The organism is Pseudomonas chlororaphis, from assembly GCA_001023535.1.
Taxonomy (GTDB): Bacteria; Pseudomonadota; Gammaproteobacteria; order Pseudomonadales; family Pseudomonadaceae; genus Aquipseudomonas; species Aquipseudomonas chlororaphis_E.
In genome coordinates this window covers 1403997-1424910 of sequence record CP011020.1, presented here as the reverse complement: position 1 = coordinate 1424910, position 20914 = coordinate 1403997, and the positions used below count along the sequence as shown (strand labels likewise).

Sequence of the window (20914 nt, the reverse complement as noted above, 5' to 3'; positions counted from 1 at the left end):
CTCACGAGTCTTTGCGGGTCGGCTCTTCGACTTTCTGGGCCTGCACGTCGATGGTGTGCGGCGCACTCACAGGCTGGGTCGCCTGGGGATGGACAGGTTGGGCCGGTGCCGCGCTCGGGTCGGCGGGTTTTTCGTCATCGTTCATGGCCTTGCGAAAGCCCTTGATCGACTCGCCGACATCGGTGCCGAGGTTCTTCAGTTTCTTGGTGCCGAACACCAGCACCACGACGACCAGGATGACGATCCAGTGTTTCCAGTCAAAAATACCCATGTGGCTATTCCTCTCAAGAGTTGATCAGGCGGACGGACGCGAGGCTTTCTCGACATGCCCGGACAGACCGAAGCGACGGTCCAGTTCATCCAGTACGGCCTGTGGATGCTGCCCCAGTTGGGCCAGCATGACCAGGCTGTGGAACCACAGGTCGGCGGTCTCGTAGATCACGTCGCTGCAGTCACCGCTGATGGCGGCGTCCTTGGCGGCGATGATGGTCTCGACCGACTCTTCGCCGACTTTTTCCAGAATCTTGTTCAAACCCTTGTGGTACAGGCTGGCGACATAGGAGCTGTCGGCCGCGGCGCCCTTGCGCTCTTCCAGCACCTGGGCCAGGCGGGTCAGGGTGTCACTCATGGGGATGTCCTGAATAAATGGCATGCGGGTCCTTGAGCACCGGGTCGACGGTTTTCCAGTCGCCGTTCTCGAAGACGCGATAGAAGCAGCTTTGACGGCCGGTGTGGCAGGCGATCTCGCCGACCTGTTCGACCATCAGGATGATGACGTCGCCGTCGCAGTCCAGGCGCATCTCATGCAGGTGCTGGACATGTCCGGACTCTTCACCCTTGCGCCACAGCTTGCCACGCGAACGTGACCAATAGATGGCGCGGTTCTCGGCGGCGGTCAGGGCCAGTGCCTCGCGGTTCATCCAGGCCATCATCAATACGCGCCCGGTCTTGTGATCCTGGGCGATGGCCGGCACCAGGCCGTCAGCGTCCCACTTGATCTCGTCCTGCCAGTTTTTCATCTTCGACTCCGACAATGGGCCGCGCACTTGGCGTCGGCGGGCCCAGCGTTGAAACAGTGTGCCAGTGCGAACCGGTGCTGGCTATCGGCGAACGACCAGATACAGACCCACCACTACCATGACACCGGCCGGCCAGTGGCCCAGTTCGCTCAACGGCCCGCCGCTGGCCAGCACCGCGCCACCGCCCAGGTGGGCCGCGCCGAGCAGGCGCAGGAACCAGTCGTCCTTGCGCTTGTGCCAGGGCGGTGGCGGATCCTGGGCATGGGGCTGGGACATACGTTCCAGCAGGTCGCGGGTCATGTTGGCCAGGTGCGGGATCTGCTCGAACTGGCTCTGCACGTTGCCCAGCAAGGTGCGCGGGCTGACGCGCTCGCGCATCCAGCGTTCGAGGAAGGGCTGGGCGGTGTTCCACAGGTCCAGGTCCGGGTACAGCTGGCGACCGAGGCCTTCGATGTTCAGCAGGGTCTTTTGCAGCAGCACCAGTTGCGGCTGGACTTCCATGTTGAAGCGGCGTGCGGTCTGGAACAGGCGCATCAGCACCTGGCCGAAAGAAATATCCTTTAACGGTTTTTCGAAGATCGGTTCGCACACGGTGCGGATCGCCGCTTCGAATTCGTTGAGCTTGGTCTCGGCCGGCACCCAGCCAGAGTCGATGTGCAACTGGGCCACTCGGCGGTAGTCGCGCTTGAAGAAGGCGAACAGGTTGCGGGCCAGGTAGTCCTGGTCTTCCGGGGTGAGGCTGCCGACGATGCCGCAGTCGATGGCAATGTACTGTGGGCTCCACGGCTGCACCGTGCTGACGAAGATGTTGCCCGGGTGCATGTCGGCGTGGAAGAAACTGTCGCGGAACACCTGGGTGAAGAAAATTTCCACGCCGCGTTCGGCGAGCATCTTCATGTCGGTGCGCTGGTCGGCCAGGGTCGCCAGGTCGGTGACCTGAATGCCGTAGATGCGCTCCATCACCAGCACTTTCGGCCGGCACCAGTCCCAGTAGACTTGCGGCACGTAGAGCAGTGGCGAGCCTTCGAAGTTGCGGCGCAACTGGCTGGCGTTGGCCGCCTCGCGCAGCAGGTCGAGTTCGTCGTAGATGGTTTTCTCGTAGTCCTGGACCACGTCCACCGGGTGCAGCAGGCGTGCATCGGCCGACAGCCGCTCGGCGGCGCGGGCGAGGATGAACAGCCATGCCAGGTCCTGGGCGATGATCGGCTTGAGGCCCGGGCGGATCACCTTGACCACCACTTCTTCGCCGCTCTTGAGTTGTGCGGCGTGCACCTGGGCCACGGAGGCCGAGGCCAGGGGCTCGACGTCGAAGCGGCTGAAGACTTCGCTGATTTTCTTGCCCAACTGCCCTTCGATCAGTGCCACCGACACCTTGGAGTCGAACGGCGGCACGCGGTCTTGCAGCAGCATCAGCTCATCGGCGATGTCTTCGGGCAACAGGTCGCGACGGGTCGAGAGGATCTGCCCGAACTTGATGAAGATCGGCCCCAGGTCCTGCAAGGCCAGGCGCAGGCGTGCGCCGCGACTCAGGTCCAGGGTGCGCCGGGGCAGCCAGCGCCACGGCAGCACGAAGCGCAGCGCCAGGAGAAACCAGGGCAACGGCAGGGCGAACAGCAGGTCATCGAGGCGGTAGCGAATCACGACGCGCTGGATGCGCAACAAACGGCGGACGGCAAGCAGCTTCATGCGTTATCGCTTGGTTTCAAGGGATCGGGAAAGGCGCTCGAAACGCGCCTCGAGTCGTTCCAGGTCAAGCTTGACCTGGTCCAGTTCATTAAAGCGGGCCTGGGCTTCGCGTTGGCCGACGAGCGTACGCGATTCCTCGGCCAGGTACTCGCTCAGGTTCTGTCCCAGGCTGGCGAACCCCTGGCGGTACCAGCGGGCGCGGCTGCGCAGGTGGCCGCCGAGCAGTGGGGTAGCCACCGGGCCGAGCCATCGGGACACTTCATACTCCCAGTCCAGCTCCAGGTCCTGGAGGACCGCCGCCAGCTCCAGCAGCACGCCGCTGTCGCCGTCGAGCTCGACGTCGGGGCGGTGCAGGACCGCGGTCTTGTCCTTGCTCAAGGCCAGGCTCAACAGGCTCGACGCCGGGGCCCGCAGCGTACAGTCCGCCTCGGCTTCCCAGCGTGCGGCGAGCATCAGGCCTTCGTCGCTGGGCAGGAGGAACAGTTGCAGCGCCGGGCTGCGGCAGTCGACGGCAATCACCTTGCCGCTCAAGGGCGCCAGGCGCGCGAGCGCCGTGCTGTCCAGGCGCAGGACGCGGTTGATACCGAGTTCGACGCTGGCGAGCAGGCCGGTGAGCAGCATCAGGGCTTGATACCGCGGTGCAGGGCGACGATGCCGGCCGTCATGTTGTGGTAGGTCACGCGGTCGAAGCCGGCGTCCACCATCATCGACTTCAGGGTTTCCTGGTTGGGGTGCATGCGGATCGATTCGGCCAGGTAGCGATAGCTTTCCGAGTCGTTGGTGATCAGCTTGCCCATCAGCGGCATGAAGGCGAACGAGTAGGCGTCGTAGGCCTTGGACATCAGCGCGTTGGTCGGCTTGGAGAACTCCAGCACCAGCAGGCGTCCGCCGGGCTTGAGCACCCGCAGCATCGAGCGCAGGGCGTCTTCCTTGTGGGTGACGTTGCGCAGGCCGAAGGCGATGGTCACGCAGTCGAAGTGGTTGTCCGGGAATGGCAGCTTCTCGGCGTCGGCCTGGACGAACTCGACATTGCCGGCCACCCCCAGGTCCAGCAGGCGGTCACGGCCGACCTTGAGCATGGATTCGTTGATGTCGGCGAGCACCACCTGGCCGGTCGGCCCGACGATATGAGAGAACTTCTTCGTCAGGTCGCCGGTGCCGCCCGCGATGTCCAGCACGCGGTTGCCGCTGCGCACGCCCGACAGTTCGATCGCAAAGCGCTTCCACAGGCGGTGCATGCCGCCCGAGAGCAGGTCGTTCATCAAGTCATACTTGGCGGCCACCGAGTGGAAAACCTCAGCGACTTTTTCCGCCTTCTGGCTTTCCGGCACGTTCTTGAAGCCGAAGTGAGTGGTGGGTTCGGCATCGCTGCCTTTGCGCGGGTCAGTCATATCGCTGTCACCAAAAAAGAATGCGGGACATTCTAATCCCGGTGGAGGGCTTTGTCTTGGCAAGGCTGAAGGTAAGATGAGCCACCGCCAGGACGTTTTGACGCAGCCAGGGTCTGAAACGTTCAGGCAAGTCCCGATAAAACAGGAGTCACCCGATGGCCCGTATTACTGTTGAACGTGCCCATGACCTGGGCAAGGAAGCGGCCCGTGCCAAGGCCGACAAGTTGGCGCAGAAGTTGTCCGAGAGCTACGGCCTGGAGCCGCAATGGGTCGGTGACACGCTCAAACTCAAGCGCTCCGGGGTCAAGGGCGAAGTGCTGGTCGGTGAGGACTCGATCCGTATCGACGTGGAACTGGGCATGTTGATGTCGGCGATGAGCGGGACGATCAAGACTGAGATTGAAAAGGCGCTGGATAAAGCGTTGGCCTGATTGATCGCAAGGAGGATACCGCCTCAAGTTCACCACCAAACGCTGTGGGAGCGGGCTTGCTCGCGAATGCGGTATGACATTCAGTATTGATGTTGACTGATCCACCGCATTCGCGAGCAAGCCCGCTCCCACCCGTGGTCAATCATCGCCCACTCTGTGTCAGTTGTTAGGGTGCCCTTTCTAATTATTGTCACTACTTTGTGCCTGAGCCCGTCCGTGTGCGGGCAGTTCCTCAAACCCATCTGCGAGTGAGGTGCACCATGGCCAAAGTTGTCCTGAAGAAAAAAACCGACGTTGAATCTTCCACGCTAAGCGACGTGAAAACGTACGCGCGCAAGATCTGGCTGGCTGGCCTGGGCGCCTACGCGAAGGTTGGACAGGAAGGCAGCGAATACTTCCAGGAATTGATCAAGGCTGGCGAAGTTGTTGAAACCAAAGGCAAAAAGAGCGTTGCCGGAAAACTTGAAGCCGCCAACAGTGAGTTGATGGAAGTCAAGTCCGACGTTAATACGTTCAAGGCCAGGGTTGAAGTTCAGCTCGATAAAGTAGAAAAGGTATTTGATGCTCGTGTTGCAAGTGCCTTGAATCGTATCGGCATTCCGTCTAAACATGACGTTGAGGCACTCTCTGTCAAGCTCGATGAGCTGACGGCATTGCTCGAGCGTGTTGCGCGTAAACATTAAGGAGAACGGGATGGCTGGTAAAAAAAGCACAGAAAAAGAAGGCAGCTCGTGGGCCGGGACGATTGAAAAGTACTCCCGCAAAATCTGGCTGGCTGGTTTAGGCGTGTACTCGAAGATCGACTCTGACGGCAGCAAACTCTTCGAGTCCCTGGTAAAGGACGGCGAGAAGGCCGAAAAACTCACCAAGACGGCGGTCAGCAAGCAGGTCGATGCCGCCAAGGGCTCTGCCGAGTCCGCCAAGTCGCGCATCGGCGGCGTGAAGGATCGGGCACTGGGCAAGTGGGACGAACTGGAAGGGGCTTTCGACAAGCGCCTGAACAGCGCGATCTCCCGTCTGGGTGTACCAAGCCGCAATGAAGTGAAGGCGTTGCACAGCAAGGTCGACACCCTGACCAAGCAGATCGAAAAACTCACCGGTGCCAAGGTGACCCCGGTGGCAGCCAAGCCTGCGGCGAGCAAGACTGCTGCGGCCAAGCCGGCCAGCAAGACAGCGGCCAAGCCTCTGGTCAAGGCCGCGGCCAAAACCGCTGCCAAGCCGGCGGCCAAACCAGCGGCGAAAACCGCGGCGGCCAAGCCTGCTGCCAAGGCTGCGGCTAAACCGGTAGCGGCCAAGACCACCGCGGCAAAGGCTCCAGCCAAGCCAGCGGCCAAGCCGGCGGCGAAAACCGCAGCGGCCAAACCTGCTGCCACCAAGACAGCCGCGAAGCCGGCCGCCAAGCCTGCGACCAAACCCGCGGCGGCGAAGAAACCTGCCGTGAAAAAACCAGCCGCACCAAAAGCCGCAGCCCCCAAGGCACCGACGGCGGCCGCCAAGCCAGCCCCTGTGGCGAGCACGGCGAACTCCGCCTCGGCACCGGCTCCGGTGGCCAACCCGACGCCAGCGCCGGCTCCAACGACGCCTACCAGTCAGTCCTGATTTACAGGGCAAATCAAAACGCCCGGCCTGTGAAGGTCGGGCGTTTTTGTTTGCGTTGCCACCCATCCAATGTGGGAGCGGGCTTGCCCGCGAATTCGATGGATCAGCCAGCATCGATGCTGAATGCCGCACCGCATTCGCGAGCAAGCCCGCTCCCACAGGTTGCTAATCGTGGTCTTCCAGGTATTGGAGCGCCAACTGTTCGGTGGCGGCTTTCACCTGCGGCAGCAAGTGCGCCGCCACCAGCATCATGATCTGGTAGACCACCAGCCGGACCTCGCCCTCGCGAGCGAGAATGCGTTGGTAATCCAGCGAGAACAGCAAGGTCATGGTGATCTGCTCCACCAGTTGCCCCAGGGCCTGGGTATCGCTGACCAGCAGTCCCTGGGCCTTCAGTTGCGCCAGCAGCGACGCGAGGGTGCGCTTGAGGGCGTTGAGCAACTGGCGGATGCCCTTGGCCAGTTTCGGCAGGCGCCCGGCCAGGTTCGACAGGTCCTGGAACAGGAACCGGTACTGGGCCAGGCGCTCGACGATCAGGTGCAGGAACAGCCAGTAGTCCTCCGGTGCCAACCGCACTTGTGCCGGTGGGTCCAGCAGCGGCGCCAGTTCACCCTGGAATCGCTCGAACAGGCCGAGGACCAGTGGCTCCTTGCCGTGGAAGTGGTAGTAGAGGTTGCCGGGGCTGATGCCCATTTCATTGGCCACTTCCAGGGTGGAAACGTTCGGCTCGCCCTTTTCGTTGAACAATTGCAGGGCGCATTCAAGGATGCGGTCGCGGGTTTTCATCCGGTCTTCTTAATTGATCAAGTCGTGCCACGGCCATTGGTCGGCCGTGGCGTTGGGGCCTCAGCGCACGCGGACATAGGTACCGGGGGCCGCCTCCAGGGGCGGATAGTTCGCGTTGCCCAGGGTCATCAGGGTTTCGCGCTGGGCGCCGGAGCGTTCCTGGATCCAGCCCAGCCATTGCGTCCACCAGCTGCCTTCGACGTGCTGGGCGTCGTAGTACCAGGCCCGGGGATCGCTGCTCAGTTTCGGGCTCTCGATGTAGTTGGCCTTGGGGTTACCCGGTGGGTTGAGGATGCTCTGGACGTGGCCGCTGTTGGACAGCACGAAGCGTCGGTCGCCCCCCAGCAGCAGGGTCGAGCGGTACACCGCATCCCATGGCGTGATGTGGTCGTTTATTCCGCCGACGCTGAAGCTGTCCACCGTCACTTTCTGCAGGTCGATGGGCGTGCCGCACACCTCCAGGCCGCCGGGATGGGTCAGCGGGTTGTGCTTGAAGAAGTCCAGCAGGTCGCCGTGGTAGGCCGCCGGCAGCCGGGTGTGGTCGTTGTTCCAGTAGAGGATGTCGAACGCCGGCGGCTCCTTGCCCAGCAGGTAGTTGTTGATGAAATAGCTCCAGATCAGGTCGTTGGGGCGCATCCAGGCGAACACCCGGGCCATGTCACGACCGTCGAGGATGCCCCTCTGGTAGGAGCGGCGCTTCGCGGCTTCGAGGGTTTGCTCGTCGATGAACAGCGCGGCCGGGCTGTCCATCTGGCTATCCAGCAGGCTCACCAGGTAGGTGGCACTGGCGACCCGGCGCAGCTGGCGCTTGGCTTGCAGGTGGCCTTGCAGGGCGGCGATGGTCATGCCGCCGGCGCAGGCACCCATCAGGTTGACCTCGCGGGCGCCGGTGATGGCCCGGCAGACGTTCATGGCTTCTTCCGTGGCCTCGACGTAGCTGGACAGCCCCCATTCCCGGTGGCGGACGTCGGGGTTGCGCCAACTGATGATGAACACCTGCAAGCCGTTCTTCAGGGCGTACTGGACGAAGCTGTTGGAGGGGCTCAGGTCGAAGATGTAGAACTTGTTGATCTGCGGCGGCACGATCAGCAACGGCTTGGCGTACTGTTTTTCGCTCATGGGCCGGTACTGGATCAGTTCCAGCAGGTCGTTGCGAAACACCACCGAGCCGGGCGTGGTGGCCAGGGTCTTGCCGACCTCGAAGGCGTGGGGCGTGCTTTGCCGTGGCAAACCGTCGTTGTGCAGCAGGTCGTCCACCAGGTGGCTGATCCCGCGGACCAGGCTGCTGCCGCCGGAGTTGAACAGTTCCTTGACCGCCAGCGGGTTGAGCAAGGTATTGGACGGCGACACGGCGTCGTTGAGCAGGGCGAAGGCGAAGTGGGCGCGAGCCTGGTCATCCGGGTCCATGGTGCTCTCGTCGATCCAGCTCTTGACCTGTTTTTGCCAGCTCAGGTACGCCTGCAGGCTGCGCCGATAGAACGGATTGAGCTGCCAGGTGGGATCGGCGAAGCGCGGGTCGTTGGGGTTGGCGGCGTGCAGGGTTTCACCCAGCAACACGCGTCCCAGCTGGCCGCCCAGCCGCAACGCATGCCGGGCGCTGTGCACCGGGTTGCGCAGACCGTGGGCGGCCACGCTGCGCAAGGTGGACAGCAAGTCCCTGCCACGCAAGCCGGTGACCGCGCTCTGGGCGTTGATGAAGCTGGCAGGGGCGGGCATGGAATCCTTTGCCGGCTTGTCGCGCATGAGTCAACTCCTTCGTCATCAGGCTAAAAACAAACGCACCGAACCAGACAACATAGTCGCTGTTTCGGGTAGTTGCGCGATCCGGCGTCCTGCCAGGCGCTAATGGGCTGCGTCAGCCGCCGCCCAGCGGCGACGGATGCGGATGCATCACCGCGCGCTGACGTTCCTCCTGCAGGAACTTCATGATGATCGGCGCCACCGCCTCGGCCCGGGTGATCAGGAACAGATGGCCGTCATCGATGATGTGCAACTGGGCGTTGGGGATGCGCCAGGCCAGCATGCGCATGTTGATCAGTGGGATCAGCGGGTCGTCGTCGCCGGCCAGCACCAGGGTCGGCTGGTGGATCTTGTGCAGCCAGTGGATGCTGGTCCAGCCGAGGCCGGCGAACAGTTGCCAGTAGTACCCCAGCTTGCCGGCCGAGCGCACCTTGGCCGCGTGGCTGGCCGCCAGCCCCGGGTCGCGACGGAACGAGCCACCATAGATCAGCGGGGCAATGCGCATCACATGGGAGGGCTGCACGTAGCGTCGCGGGCTGGCCATCATCCACAGCACTTTCGGTTTGCCCGGCACCATCACCGCGCCGGCCGCCGTGGCCGCCAGCACCAGTTTCTTGCACCGCTCGGGGTAGTCGTAGGCGAACTGCTGGGCCAGTGCGCCCCCCCAGGACACGCCAATCGCGTTGACCTGGCCGTAGTCGAGGTAATCGAGCATCCGCGCGGTGAGCTTCGCCAGGCCCGGAAAACGATACGGCCGGCTGGGCGTCGATGAGCCGCCGACACCCGGCACATCGAAGGCGATGACTTCCAGGTCCGGGTCCAGGGCCTGGATGAACGGGAACACCAGCTCAAGGTTGGCGCCGATGCCATTGAAGATCAGCAGGGGCGTCAAGTGAGGCTTGCCGGGACGTACCGCGGTGCGCAAGGTCTGGCCATCCAGATCGACGGTACGGAAGATGTACGGTTGCGGCATGCTTCAAGCCCTGTGGGTTATGTCGCGATCTTTCATTTTTCCCGATTCCCTGTGGGAGCGAGCTTGCTCGCGATGACGGCGGCACATCCAACAGCCATGTAGGCTGACACACCGTCATCGCGAGCAAGCTCGCTCCCACATGGGATCCGCTGTGAACATGAGCTTTATGTTCGCCGGCGGTGCGGGCCTTGCATTAATGTCGGCTGGCGGGATGTATTCGTGAGCAGGTCCACTTCCGCGTCAGACGAGTTGCATCCATTACCGCTCATGCACATAAGTGCCGGGCGCCGCTTCGCCGGCCACATAGGTCTTGTTGCCCAGCACCGTGGGCGCCTTTTTCAGTTTGCCCGAGCGTTCGGCCTGCCAGGCTTGCCAGTGCAGCCACCAGGAGTCGGTGTGCTTGGTGGAGTTCTCCTGCCAGTCCTCGGCCTTGGCGGGCAGGTCATCGCCGGTCATGTAGCGCGCCTTCGGGTTGCCCGGTGGGTTGAGGATGCTCTGGATGTGGCCGCTGCTCGACAGCACGAACTCCACCTTGCCGCCAAACAACTGGGCCGACTTGTAGCAGGACTTCCACGGGGTAATGTGGTCGTTGGTGCCGGCCAGGGCGAAGATGTCGGCCGTGACCCGCTTGAGGTCGATGGGGGTGCCGCACACTTCCAGCGCGTTGGGCCGGGTCAGCGGGTTGCTCTTGAACATCTCGATCAGGTCGCCGTGGAACGCCGCCGGCAAGCGCGTGGTGTCATTGTTCCAGAACAGGATGTCGAACACGGGCGGTTCGTTGCCCAGCAGGTAGTTGTTGACCCAGTAGTTCCAGATCAGGTCGTTGGGGCGCATCCAGGCGAAGACCTTGGCCATGTCGCGGCCTTCGAGCACGCCGGCCTGGTAGGAATGGCGCTTGGCCGTTTCCAGGGTCTGCTCGTCGACGAACAGCGCCACGTCGGTGTCCAGGGTGGTGTCGAGCACGCTCACCAGCAGGGTCATGGCGTTGACCTTCTTCTCGCCGAGGGCCGCGTAGTGGCCCAGCAGCGCGGTGCAGGTGATGCCGCCCGAGCAGGCGCCGAGCATGTTCACGTCCTTGCTGCCGGTGATGGCCGTGACCACGTCCACCGCTTCCTTGAGCGCCTCGATGTAGGTTGAAAGGCCCCACTCGCGCTGTTCCTTGGTGGGGTTGCGCCAACTGATGATGAAGGTCTGCACGTTGCTGCGCAGGCAGAAGCGCGCCAGGCTCTTGTCCGGGCTCAGGTCGAATACGTAGAACTTGTTGATCTGCGGCGGTACCACCAGCAGCGGCCGCTCATGGACCTGCTCGGTGATGGGGCGGTACTGGATCAGCTCCAGCACGTCGTTGCGAAACACCACCGCGCCTTCGGTCACGCCTAGGCTCTTGCCGACCTCGAACGCGCCCATGTTGACCTGGCTCGGCATCCCGCCGTTATGCACCAGGTCCTTGGCCAGGTGGGACAGGCCGTCCAGCAGGCTCTTGCCGCCGGTTTCGAAGAAGCGCTTGACCGCGGCGGGGTTGGCCGCCGAGTTGGTCGGCGACATGGCTTCGGTCATCAGGTTGATCACGAAATGCCCGCGGCTGATGTCCTGGGGCGCGAGGTTGCTGTCGTCGATCCAGGCGTGCAATTCCTTGCGCCAGGCCAGGTAGGTTTGCATGTAGCGTTTGTAGAGAGGATTCTGGCTCCAGGCCGGATCGTTGAAGCGACGGTCGTCGCTGGCCGGTTGCAACTCGGATTTGCCGAACAGGACGTTCTTGAGCTCGGCACCGAAGTGGGCGACGTGCTTGGCGCTGTGCAACGGTTGCTTGAGGGTCTGGGTCAGCACCATTCGAGCAGAGGCCAGCAGGTCTTTCCTGCGCAGGCCGACGACAGGATTCAACCCCAGGGTATTTTCCGAGGCCTGGTACTTCAGGTCATCGTTGTTCTTGTTGCTCATCTACGACGCTCCATTGTCAGACGAGTACCGGCGCCGTGCCGCAAGCCACAGCCAATACCAGTACGCTGCTCGGGTGACCGTTAATTCCGCATCGTGACCAATGAGGAAACATGTGCAAGGGAACTCGCCCGTTCCTTTGCAGGGAACTTGCCAGCTCCATTGGTTACCCGAGTTTAATTTTTTTCGCAAGCAGGCCAGTCATTGACCTCGCCGGGCGGACATTCAAGCAGATGAGTCTAGAAAATTCGCCCTAAAGCGCCAGCCCTTGAGCTAGAGCATCAGCTTGACGACGCAAGTGTTCGGGTCGCGGGTTTTTCCGGCGGCCTTGAGTTCGCCAAGATAATCGTTCCACAGGTCTTCCTGGCGCACCGCCAACTGGTAGAGGTAGTCCCAGGTGAACAGTCCGCTGTCATGGCCGTCGTCGAAGGTCAGTTTTAGTGCGTACTGGCCGGCCGGCTCGATCTTGGTCAGGCCGACGCCGAGCTTGCCGTATTGCAGGATGGGCTTGCCGTGGCCCTGGACCTCGGCGGAAGGCGAGTGCACCCGCAGGAACTCGGCGCTCAGGTGGTACTCCTCATCCGGCGCGTATTTCAGCGTCAGGGTCTTGGAGGCTTTGTGCAGGTTGATGGCGGTGGGGAGTTTGGTCATACAAGCAGCTTACAAGCTACAAGCTACAAGCTACAAGCTACAAGCTGGAGGTGACCTGCTTGCAGCTCGCAGCTTGAGGCTCGAAGCTCTAGAGGATATACCGCGACAGGTCTTCGTTCTGCGCCAGTTCGCCCAGGTGGCTGTTGACGTACTCGGCATCGATCAGGATCGGCGCTTCGTCGTGGGTGCTGGCCAGGTCGCCGGCGCTGAACGACACTTCCTCGAGCAAGCGCTCGAGCAGGGTGTGCAGGCGACGGGCACCGATGTTCTCGGTCTTCTCGTTGACCTGCCAGGCAATCTGCGCCAGGCGCTTGATGCCTTCGGGCGTGAACTCGATGTTCAGGCCTTCGGTCTTGAGCAGCGCGCAATACTGTTCCGTCAGGGACGCATGAGGCTCGCTGAGGATGCGTTCGAAGTCTTCCGGCGACAGTGCCTTGAGCTCGACACGAATCGGCAGGCGGCCTTGCAGTTCAGGCACCAGGTCGCTTGGCTTGCTCAGGTGGAACGCACCGGAGGCAATGAACAGGATGTGGTCGGTCTTGACCATGCCCAGCTTGGTGTTGACCGTGCAGCCCTCGATCAGCGGCAGCAGGTCGCGCTGCACACCTTCGCGGGACACATCGGCGCCGCCGACGTTGCCGCGCTTGGCCACCTTGTCGATCTCGTCGATGAACACGATACCGTGCTGCTCGACGGCCTCCAGGGCCTTGGCCTTCAACTCTTCTTCGTTGACCAGGCGGCTGGCCTCTTCCTCGCGCACCAGCTTGAGCGCTTCCTTGACCTTGAGCTTGCGGCTTTTCTTCTTGCCCTTGCCCATGTTGGCGAACAGGCTCTGCAACTGGTTGGTCATCTCTTCCATGCCCGGCGGCGCGGAAATGTCGACGCCGACCATTTCGGCCACTTCGATCTCGATTTCCTTGTCGTCCAACTGGCCCTCACGCAGGCGCTTGCGGAACAGTTGGCGGGTATTGGAATCCTGGGTCGCGGCGGAATCGGCATTGAAGCCCATGCGCGCCGGCGGCAGCAGCGCGTCGAGGATGCGCTCTTCGGCGGCGTCTTCGGCGCGGTGGCGGACCTTGGTGATCTCCTGTTCGCGCAAAAGCTTGATCGCGGCGTCGGCCAGGTCGCGGATGATCGATTCGACATCGCGGCCGACGTAGCCGACTTCAGTGAACTTGGTCGCCTCGACCTTGATGAACGGTGCATTGGCGAGCTTGGCCAGGCGGCGGGCGATTTCGGTTTTACCGACGCCGGTCGGGCCGATCATCAGGATGTTCTTGGGCGTCACTTCGACACGCAGCTCTTCAGGCAGCTGCATGCGGCGCCAGCGGTTGCGCAGGGCGATGGCGACGGCGCGCTTGGCATCGTCCTGGCCGATGATATGGCGGTTGAGTTCGTGGACGATTTCGCGGGGAGTCATGGACATAGTAATTGGCGGTCCTCAAGCAGAAATGAGCCGTGGCACGGGGCCGGGACAGGCTTATTCCGCGAGATCCTGCTCCTCAATGGTTTGGGTGTGGTTGGTGAAGACACAGATGTCGCCGGCAATGCCCAGGGCAGTCTCGACGATTTCGCGCGCCGACAGGTCGGTTTTTTTCAACAGGGCGCTGGCTGCCGCCTGGGCGTAGGCCCCACCGGAACCCATGGCGATGAGGCCGTCCTCGGGCTCGACGACGTCGCCGTTGCCGGTGATGATCAGCGAAGCGTCCTTGTTGGCGACCGCGAGCATGGCTTCGAGGCGGCTCAGGGAACGGTCGGTGCGCCATTCCTTGGCCAGTTCCACGGCGGCGCGGATCAGGTGGCCCTGGTGTTTTTCCAGTTGGCCTTCGAAACGTTCGAACAGGGTGAAGGCGTCGGCGGTGGCCCCGGCGAAGCCGGCGATGACCTGACCGTGATAGAGGCGGCGGACTTTCTTCGCGTTGCCTTTCATCACGGTGTTGCCCAGTGAAACCTGGCCGTCGCCGCCCATGACGACTTTGCCATGACGGCGGACTGAAACGATGGTGGTCAAGGGAAGAGTCTCCACGCAGCGGGGCGAAAATGCCCGGATGGAACTCATATGGGGGTGAGGTGGGGTTTTTCAACTGCGGGGTGAGGCAATGGACGAGTGGTGCGGTGGATGCTCAGCGCTCCTGTGGCGAGGGGATTTATCCCCGTTGGGCCGCGCAGCGGCCCCAAAGCTTGTCATCGGAGTGTCAGGCTAATTGCTTCAAGCTTTTGGGGCTGCTGCGCGGCCCAGCGGGGATAAATCCCCTCGCCACAGAGGTTGGTGTCGCCTGGTTCAGCGGCTCTGGCGTTGTTGTAACAACAGGTTGCTAAACCCGCTGCCAGCCAGTTGCTTCTGGGCCTTGGTCAGCTCTTCCCGGTTGCTGTACGGGCCTACCAATACCCGGTACCAGGTCTCGTCCTTCACGGTCCCCGATTCCACCGACACGGACTGGCCCAGCAGGATGATCTGCGCCCGGACCTTGTCGGCGTCGGCTTCCTTGCGGAACGAGCCGGCCTGCAGGAAGAACTTGGTCACCGGCGCGGCTTTCTGCACGGGCGGGGCCGGCGGTGGCGTGATGCCGGCCAGTGCCGCCTGGGCGCGAGCGGTGTCGATCTTTGCCGCTTCGGCCGGGGTCACCGGCGTCGTCGGCACTTGCGGCGTCGGCAGGGTTTTTTCCGGCACGGCGTCTGGCGGCACGATGACTTCCGATTCCGGCAGCAAGGTGTAGAAGTCGTATTTCGGCTTCACCGGTTGCGTCGGGCTCGGCGGGGTCTTGTTGGCCTCGGCGATGCGCGTGGCTTTCTGCTGCTCCTGGCGGACGCGCTTGACGTCATCGCCCTGGCCCGGCTCCAGCTTCATCAGGAACACAATGAACGCGCCGACGCTCAGGCCGATGGCCATCCACAACCAGCCTGGAATCGGCTTCTTGGCAGGAGGCTGGTAACGACTGGCGCCGCGTTTGGGTGCAGGTTTTTTCTTGGCGGCCAACTTACATGCGCTCCAGGGTTTCCAGGCCCAGCAATTCCAGGCCTTGCTTGAGCGTACGCCCGGTCAGCGCGGCGAGGCGCAGGCGGCTCTGCATTTGCTCCGGGGTCTGTGCGCTGAGGATCGGACAGTTCTCGTAGAAGCTGGAGAACAACCCGGCCACATCGTACAGGTAGGCGCACAGGGTGTGGGGCGTGCCCTTGTCGGCGACGTTGTTCAGCACTTCGCCGAACTGCGCCAGTTTCGCCGCCAGCTCCTGTTCGTGGGCGGCTTCAAGCACGATGCGGCCGTCCACTTCCTCGAAGCGTTTGCCCAGTTTGCGGAACACGCCGGCCACGCGGGTATAGGCGTAAAGCAGGTACGGCGCGGTGTTGCCTTCGAAGTTGAGCATCAGGTCGAAGTTGAAGCTGTAGTCGCTGGTGCGGTGCTTGGACAGGTCGGCGTATTTCACCGCATCGATGCCCACGACCTTGGCGATCTTGCGCAGCTCGTCTTCGGCCAGGTCCGGGTTCTTGCCCTTGACCAGTGTGTAGGCACGGTCCTGGGCTTCGGTCAGCAGGTCGATCAGCTTCACCGTGCCGCCATCGCGGGTCTTGAATGGGCGGCCGTCGGCGCCGTTCATGGTGCCGAAGCCCATGTGCTCCATCTCCATCGGGCGGGTCACGAAGCCGGCCTGGCGCGCCACTTCGAACACCTGCTGGAAGTGCAGTGCCTGGCGTTGGTCGACGAAGTACAGGACCCGATCGGCCTCGAGCACGCGGTTGCGATAGCGCACGGCGGCGAGGTCAGTGGTGGCGTAGAGATAGCCGCCGTCGGCCTTGACGATGATCACCGGCAGCGGTTCGCCGTCGGCGGTCTTGAACTGGTCGAGGAACACGCACTGGGCGCCGTTGCTTTCCACCAGCATGCCCTTGGCCCGCAGGTCGTTGACCACGTTGATCAGGTCATCGTTGTAGGCGCTTTCGCCCATCACGTCGGCCATGGTCAGTTTGACGTTCAGCAGTTCGTAGATTTTCTGACAGTGGGACAGGGAAATGTCCTTGAACCGGGTCCACAGCGCCAGGCACTCGGCATCGCCGGCCTGCAATTTGACCACCAGGCCACGGGCGCGGTCGGCGAATTCCGGCGACTCATCGAAGCGTTGCTTGGCGGCGCGGTAGAAGTTTTCCAAGTCCGACAGCTCATCGCTGGTGATGGGGTTTTCCTGCAGGTAGGCCATCAGCATGCCGAACTGGGTGCCCCAGTCGCCGACGTGGTTCTGGCGGATCACCGTGTCGCCGAGAAACTCCAGGACCCGGGCCACGCCGTCGCCAATGATGGTCGAGCGCAGGTGGCCGACGTGCATTTCCTTGGCGAGGTTGGGGGCCGACAGGTCGACCACGGTGCGCTGCAGCGGGCCGGCCTTGCGCACGCCGATGCGTTCGTCGGCCAGGGCGGCGTCCAGGCGCGAGGCCAGGGCCTGGGTGTTCTGGAAGAAGTTGATGAAGCCGGGGCCGGCAATGTCGGCCTTGCTGACGTTTTCATCGGCCGGCAGTGCGGCGATGATTTTCTCCGCCAGGTCCCGCGGTTTCATGCCGGCCGGCTTGGCCAGCATCATCGCGATGTTGCTGGCGAAATCGCCATGGGTCTTGTCGCGGGTGTTTTCGACCTGAATCGCCGGCGACAGGCCTTCTGGCAACACACCTTCAGTGACGAGTCGGGCGATGGCTTGCTGGATGAGCTGGCGAATGGTGTCTTTCATGGTCTTCTCTATCAACCGCAGGCGCGGCGGCGCTTCGAGGCGCAGGTGGAAAAACTGGGCATTATCCGTGGCCCAGGCGAGCTTGCCAACTGTAGCGGGTCGGTTGGGGCTGTGTGGTGACTATTCTTGCTGGCCTGGATGTATGCGATCTCCTGTGGGAGCGAGCTTGCTCGCGATAGCGGTGGGTCAGTGACGCTAGTGTCGACTGTACCGTCGCAATCGCGAGCAAGCTCGCTCCCACAGGGGCAGGCTTGTGGTCTATTCAATACAAATCCACCGGGTCCACATCCAATGACCAGCGCACCGCGCGCCCGCTGGGCATCTGCTCCAGCGCCAGCAACCAGGCACTCAACAGACGGTGCAGCGGCGCCCGGGCGTTGGCCTGCAAAAGGAGCTGGGCCCGGTAGCGCCCGGCCCGCCGTTCCATCGGAGCGGGCACCGGGCCCAATAGTTCGATCCCGGTGAGATTCTGCTGCGCCAGCAGGTGCTCCGCCTCGCTGCAGGCTTCGTCGAGGAAGCCTTCGGCCTGCCCGGGCTTGTGGGCTTCGGCGCGCAACAGCGCGAGGTGGGCGAACGGCGGCAGGCCGGCACTGCGCCGTTCGCTCAAGGCTTGTTCAGCGAAGGCGAAGTAGCCTTGTTCGGTCAGTTGGATCAGCAGCGGATGGTCCGCCAGGTGCGTCTGGATGATGACCTTGCCTGGCTCTTCCGCCCGCCCGGCGCGCCCGGCGACCTGGACAATCAACTGCGCCATGCGCTCGCTGGCGCGAAAATCACCGGAGAATAGCCCGCCGTCGGCATCGAGGATCGACACCAGGGTCACCCGTGGAAAGTGGTGGCCTTTGGCAAGCATCTGCGTGCCTACCAAAATGCACGGCTGGCCCTTCTGGATCGTGGCGAACAATTGATTCATCGCGTCCTTGCGCGACGTGCTGTCGCGATCCACCCGCAGTACGGGGTAATCGGGAAACAGGATGCCCAGGCGTTCCTCGGCGCGTTCGGTGCCGGCGCCCACCGGACGCAAGTCCACCCGGCCGCACTGCGGGCAATGCCGGGGCACCCGTTCGCAGTGGCCGCAATGATGACAACGCAGTTCGCCAGAGCGCTGGTGCACGGTCATTCGCGCGTCGCAGCGCTCACAGCCGGACATCCAGCCGCAGTCGTGGCACAGCAGCGTCGGGGCGAACCCGCGGCGGTTGAGGAACACCAAAACCTGCTGGCCGGCGGCAAGCGTTTGGCCGATGGCTTGCTGCATGGGGCCGGAAATACCGCTGTCCAGCGGACGGCTTTTCACGTCCAGGCGCAGGAAACGCGGCTGTTTGGCGCCGCCGGCCCGTTCGTTCAGGCGCAGCAGGCCGTAGCGGCCGGTGTAGGCGTTGTGCAGGCTTTCCAGGGACGGCGTCGCGGAACCGAGGACAATCGGGATGTTTTCCTGGCGGGCGCGTACCAGCGCCAGGTCGCGGGCGTGGTAGCGCAGGCCTTCCTGCTGTTTATAGGAGCCGTCGTGTTCTTCGTCGATGATGATCAGGCCGGGGTTTTTCATCGGCGTGAACAGGGCCGAGCGGGTGCCGATGATGATGTCGGCCTCGCCATCCCGGGCGGCGAGCCACGCGTCCAGGCGTTCGCGGTCATTGACCGCCGAGTGCACCAGGGCGATCCGGGCGTTGAAGCGTTGCTCGAAGCGCGCCAGGGTTTGCGGGCCGAGATTGATTTCCGGAATCAGCACCAGGGCCTGCTTGCCGGCTTCAAGGGCCTGGCGGATCAGTTGCAGATAGACCTCGGTCTTGCCGCTGCCGGTGACGCCCGCCAGGAGAAAGGCATGGTAGCTGTCGAAGCCTGCGCGGATCGCCTCGCAAGCGGCCCGTTGCTCGGTGTTGAGCGGCAGTTCCGGCTGGGCTAGCCAGTGCTCATGGCGCAGGCCCGGGGCATGCCGGCGAACGTCTACCTGGACCAGGTCCTTGGCCAGCAACAGGTCGAGGCTGTCCTTGCTGAGCATCAGTTTGCTCAGCAATTGATGCGCCACGCCGTGGGGGTGCTGGGCCAGGGTCGCCAAGGCCTCGCGCTGGCGCGGCGCGCGGGCGATGCGTGGATCGTCCAGGCTCGCGCCCGGCGCCACCGACCAGAACCGCTCCTGGCGCGCCTCGGCCGGCTCACCCTGGCGCAACAGCACCGGCAATGCCCAGCTCAAGGTATCGCCGAGGCTGTGCTGGTAATACTGGGCAGTCCACAGGCACAGCTTGAACAGCGAGGCCGGCAGCGGCGGCGTGGCGTCGAGCAGCGCCAGGGCCGGCTTGAGCTTGTCGGCCGGTACTTCGCTGTGGTCGGTGACCTCCACCAGGATCCCGATCATCTCCCGTCGGCCGAACGGCACCCGCAGGCGCATGCCCGGCTGCAACTGGGCGCGCGGGACCCCGGCCGGAGCGCGGTAGTCGAACAGGCGGCGCAGGGGCGAAGGCAGGGCAAGGCGCAGAATGGCGTTGGGCACGCGGGGATCTCAATGACAGGCATGTTCAAAAGGCTGGGCGCAATTCCTGTGGGAGCGGGCTTGCCCGCGAAAGCGGTGGCACAGTCGGCATTACCGCAAACTGATTCACCGCCTTCGCGGGCAAGCCCGCTCCCACATTGGTATCGTGCATGAGGCCGGGAGCCTAGCAGACGGTTGGTACAAGGCATAGCTTGCGTGATTGGCGATGTCTGGTAGAATCCGCGGCCTAATTACGTGCGGTATTCAACAATAGTGTTGGGTGGCGGCACGCTAGCCTGAGGAAACACCATGAAAACCGATATCCATCCGGAATACCCAGAAATTGCCGTGACTTGCAGCTGCGGCAACAAGTTCGAAACCCGTTCGACCTACGGCAAAGCCCTGGCGATCGACGTTTGCAACGAATGCCACCCGTTCTACACCGGTAAGCAAAAGACTCTGGATACCGGCGGCCGCGTTCAGAAGTTCGCCGATCGTTTCGGCGCTTTCGGCGCTACCAAAAAGGCCTGAGGCTGATCATTTTGGAGGTTCGTCTCGACGGCTCCAGACTGATGAAAAAGGCGTCCCTTGCGGGCGCCTTTTTTGTGTCCGCGATTTGGCTGGGGCAAGCCCAGGCGTTCTGTCCGGCACCGGCGGGCCTTGCCCAGGCGACGGTCCAGCGCGTGGTGGACGGCGACACCCTGCGCCTGAGCGATGGCCGCCATGTACGCATGATCGGCCTCAACAGCCCGGAGCTGGGGCGGCAGGGGCGTTCCGACGAGCCCTTTGCCGTGGCGGCCCGGCGTCGGCTCGAAGCCCTGGTGGCCGCCAGCGATGGGCGCGTGGCCTTGCAGCCCGGCAAGGAAGGCAAGGACCGCTACGGCCGTACCCTGGCCCATGTCTACGGGGCCGATGGCCAGAACCTTGAAGCGCAGTTGCTCGCCGAAGGCTTGGGGTTCTACGTGGCGGTGGCGCCGAATGTGGACCTTGTGGCCTGTCAGCGTGCGGCCGAACGCCAGGCGCGTGAGGCAGGACTTGGTCTGTGGAAGCGCTCGCCGGTGCTCAAGCCGCAGCAAATCCAGGCGCCGGGCTTCGCCGTACTGAGCGGACGGGTGAGTGATGTCAGGCGCAATCGCGGCGGGATTTGGATCGAATTGCAGGATTCGGTTGTGCTGCGCGTTGCGCCCAATCTGCTGGGGCAATTCGACACGGCGAGCCTTGAACGGCTCAAGGGCCGGCAGGTCGAGGCGCGGGGCTGGGTGGTCGACCGTTCACGACGGGGCGGGCGCGAGCCCGGACAAGCCCGTTGGATGCTGCCGCTGACCGACCCGGCCATGCTGAACGTGACGACCGAATAAAAATTGTAGACATTTTTCGCGCTGATTGTATGCAGCTAGCCCTTATGTTTCGCGGCTCTTGGCCCAAAGTCGTAGGGCAGGGCGCTTGACAGGGGTGACCGGTCAGTCTTGTAGGGACTTTGCGAGGCGCGTATCCTCGGCGGTCCGTCTGTCCAACACAGTAAAAAGC

20 protein-coding genes and 1 pseudogene are annotated in these 20914 nt (G+C 63.2%); 5 read left to right on the top strand and 16 right to left on the bottom strand.

The features are described from left to right. Window position 1 precedes the first annotated feature (1 nt). From tatA to ubiE, 6 genes and pseudogenes are all read right to left on the bottom strand, one after another. The gene (gene tatA / locus VM99_06130; protein AKJ97656.1) at window positions 2–271 is read right to left on the bottom strand and encodes a preprotein translocase subunit SecA; all 270 of its coding nucleotides are present in this window, start codon (window positions 269–271) and stop codon (window positions 2–4) included. Between the two features lie 24 nt (window positions 272–295). Further along, window positions 296–628: a phosphoribosyl-ATP pyrophosphatase gene (locus tag VM99_06125; protein ID AKJ97655.1), complete on the bottom strand. Its 333-nt coding sequence runs from the start codon at window positions 626–628 to the stop codon at window positions 296–298. Beyond that, window positions 621–1019: a phosphoribosyl-AMP cyclohydrolase gene (gene hisI / locus VM99_06120; protein ID AKJ97654.1), complete on the bottom strand. Its 399-nt coding sequence runs from the start codon at window positions 1017–1019 to the stop codon at window positions 621–623. The genes VM99_06125 and hisI overlap by 8 nt, the downstream gene beginning before the upstream one ends. 81 nt (window positions 1020–1100) lie before the next feature. Continuing rightward, window positions 1101–2705 (bottom strand): ubiquinone biosynthesis protein UbiB, encoded by a 1605-nt coding sequence (locus VM99_06115; GenBank protein ID AKJ97653.1) that lies wholly within the window; start codon window positions 2703–2705, stop codon window positions 1101–1103. Then, window positions 2702–3326, bottom strand: a pseudogene (locus VM99_06110) (sterol-binding protein). The gene VM99_06115 and the pseudogene VM99_06110 overlap by 4 nt, the downstream one beginning before the upstream one ends. Continuing rightward, window positions 3326–4096 carry a ubiquinone biosynthesis methyltransferase UbiE gene (gene ubiE, locus VM99_06105; protein ID AKJ97652.1) on the bottom strand — a complete coding sequence of 257 codons (771 nt, stop codon included), beginning with the start codon at window positions 4094–4096 and terminating at the stop codon, window positions 3326–3328. Before ubiE ends, VM99_06110 begins: the two are co-directional and overlap by 1 nt. Before the next feature lie 155 nt (window positions 4097–4251). Between ubiE and VM99_06100 the strand changes: the two genes are divergently transcribed. The 3 genes from VM99_06100 to VM99_06090 all read left to right on the top strand — a co-directional run bounded on the left by VM99_06100 (window position 4252) and on the right by VM99_06090 (window position 6126). Continuing rightward, a complete protein-coding gene (locus tag VM99_06100) occupies window positions 4252–4527 on the top strand; it encodes a polyhydroxyalkanoic acid system protein (GenBank protein AKJ97651.1) in 276 nt (91 codons plus the stop codon). A 260-nt stretch (window positions 4528–4787) separates the two neighbouring features. Further along, window positions 4788–5210, top strand: a complete 423-nt coding sequence (locus VM99_06095) for a poly(3-hydroxyalkanoate) granule-associated protein PhaI (GenBank protein AKJ97650.1) — start codon at window positions 4788–4790, stop codon at window positions 5208–5210. A 10-nt stretch (window positions 5211–5220) separates the two neighbouring features. After that, window positions 5221–6126, top strand: a complete 906-nt coding sequence (locus VM99_06090; GenBank protein ID AKJ97649.1) for a poly(3-hydroxyalkanoate) granule-associated protein PhaF — start codon at window positions 5221–5223, stop codon at window positions 6124–6126. 165 nt (window positions 6127–6291) lie between these two features. On the opposite strand, the gene VM99_06085 is transcribed toward VM99_06090, so the two are convergent. From VM99_06085 to VM99_06040, 10 genes are all read right to left on the bottom strand, one after another. Further along, window positions 6292–6912, bottom strand: a complete 621-nt coding sequence (locus VM99_06085; protein AKJ97648.1) for a TetR family transcriptional regulator — start codon at window positions 6910–6912, stop codon at window positions 6292–6294. A gap of 60 nt (window positions 6913–6972) precedes the next feature. Then, on the bottom strand, window positions 6973–8655 hold the full coding sequence (locus tag VM99_06080) for a poly(R)-hydroxyalkanoic acid synthase (protein ID AKJ97647.1): 1683 nt from the start codon (window positions 8653–8655) through the stop codon (window positions 6973–6975). Between the two features lie 112 nt (window positions 8656–8767). After that, window positions 8768–9625 carry a poly(3-hydroxyalkanoate) depolymerase gene (locus tag VM99_06075; protein ID AKJ97646.1) on the bottom strand — a complete coding sequence of 286 codons (858 nt, stop codon included), beginning with the start codon at window positions 9623–9625 and terminating at the stop codon, window positions 8768–8770. A 258-nt stretch (window positions 9626–9883) separates the two neighbouring features. Then, complete coding sequence (locus VM99_06070) at window positions 9884–11563, bottom strand: poly(R)-hydroxyalkanoic acid synthase (GenBank protein AKJ97645.1); 1680 nt, start codon at window positions 11561–11563, stop codon at window positions 9884–9886. Window positions 11564–11833: 270 nt separating this feature from the next. Continuing rightward, window positions 11834–12211: a 1-(5-phosphoribosyl)-5-[(5-phosphoribosylamino)methylideneamino] imidazole-4-carboxamide isomerase gene (locus tag VM99_06065; GenBank protein AKJ97644.1), complete on the bottom strand. Its 378-nt coding sequence runs from the start codon at window positions 12209–12211 to the stop codon at window positions 11834–11836. Window positions 12212–12299: 88 nt separating this feature from the next. Then, the gene (hslU, locus tag VM99_06060; GenBank protein AKJ97643.1) at window positions 12300–13637 is read right to left on the bottom strand and encodes an ATP-dependent protease ATP-binding subunit HslU; all 1338 of its coding nucleotides are present in this window, start codon (window positions 13635–13637) and stop codon (window positions 12300–12302) included. A 54-nt stretch (window positions 13638–13691) separates the two neighbouring features. Further along, window positions 13692–14222, bottom strand: coding sequence for an ATP-dependent protease subunit HslV (locus VM99_06055; GenBank protein ID AKJ97642.1), 531 nt, complete (start codon window positions 14220–14222; stop codon window positions 13692–13694). Between the two features lie 270 nt (window positions 14223–14492). Further along, on the bottom strand, window positions 14493–15188 hold the full coding sequence (locus VM99_06050; GenBank protein AKJ97641.1) for a cell division protein: 696 nt from the start codon (window positions 15186–15188) through the stop codon (window positions 14493–14495). A gap of 1 nt (window position 15189) precedes the next feature. Next, complete coding sequence (locus tag VM99_06045) at window positions 15190–16926, bottom strand: arginyl-tRNA synthetase (protein AKJ97640.1); 1737 nt, start codon at window positions 16924–16926, stop codon at window positions 15190–15192. Between the two features lie 262 nt (window positions 16927–17188). After that, the gene (locus tag VM99_06040; GenBank protein ID AKJ97639.1) at window positions 17189–19408 is read right to left on the bottom strand and encodes a primosomal protein N'; all 2220 of its coding nucleotides are present in this window, start codon (window positions 19406–19408) and stop codon (window positions 17189–17191) included. Between the two features lie 288 nt (window positions 19409–19696). Here VM99_06040 and rpmE point away from each other — a divergent pair, with 288 nt between their 5' ends. Together rpmE and VM99_06030 are read left to right on the top strand one after the other, a co-directional pair. Continuing rightward, window positions 19697–19918 carry a 50S ribosomal protein L31 gene (rpmE, locus tag VM99_06035; GenBank protein ID AKJ97638.1) on the top strand — a complete coding sequence of 74 codons (222 nt, stop codon included), beginning with the start codon at window positions 19697–19699 and terminating at the stop codon, window positions 19916–19918. A 41-nt stretch (window positions 19919–19959) separates the two neighbouring features. Next, the gene (locus tag VM99_06030; protein AKJ97637.1) at window positions 19960–20745 is read left to right on the top strand and encodes a nuclease; all 786 of its coding nucleotides are present in this window, start codon (window positions 19960–19962) and stop codon (window positions 20743–20745) included. Window positions 20746–20914 lie beyond the last annotated feature (169 nt).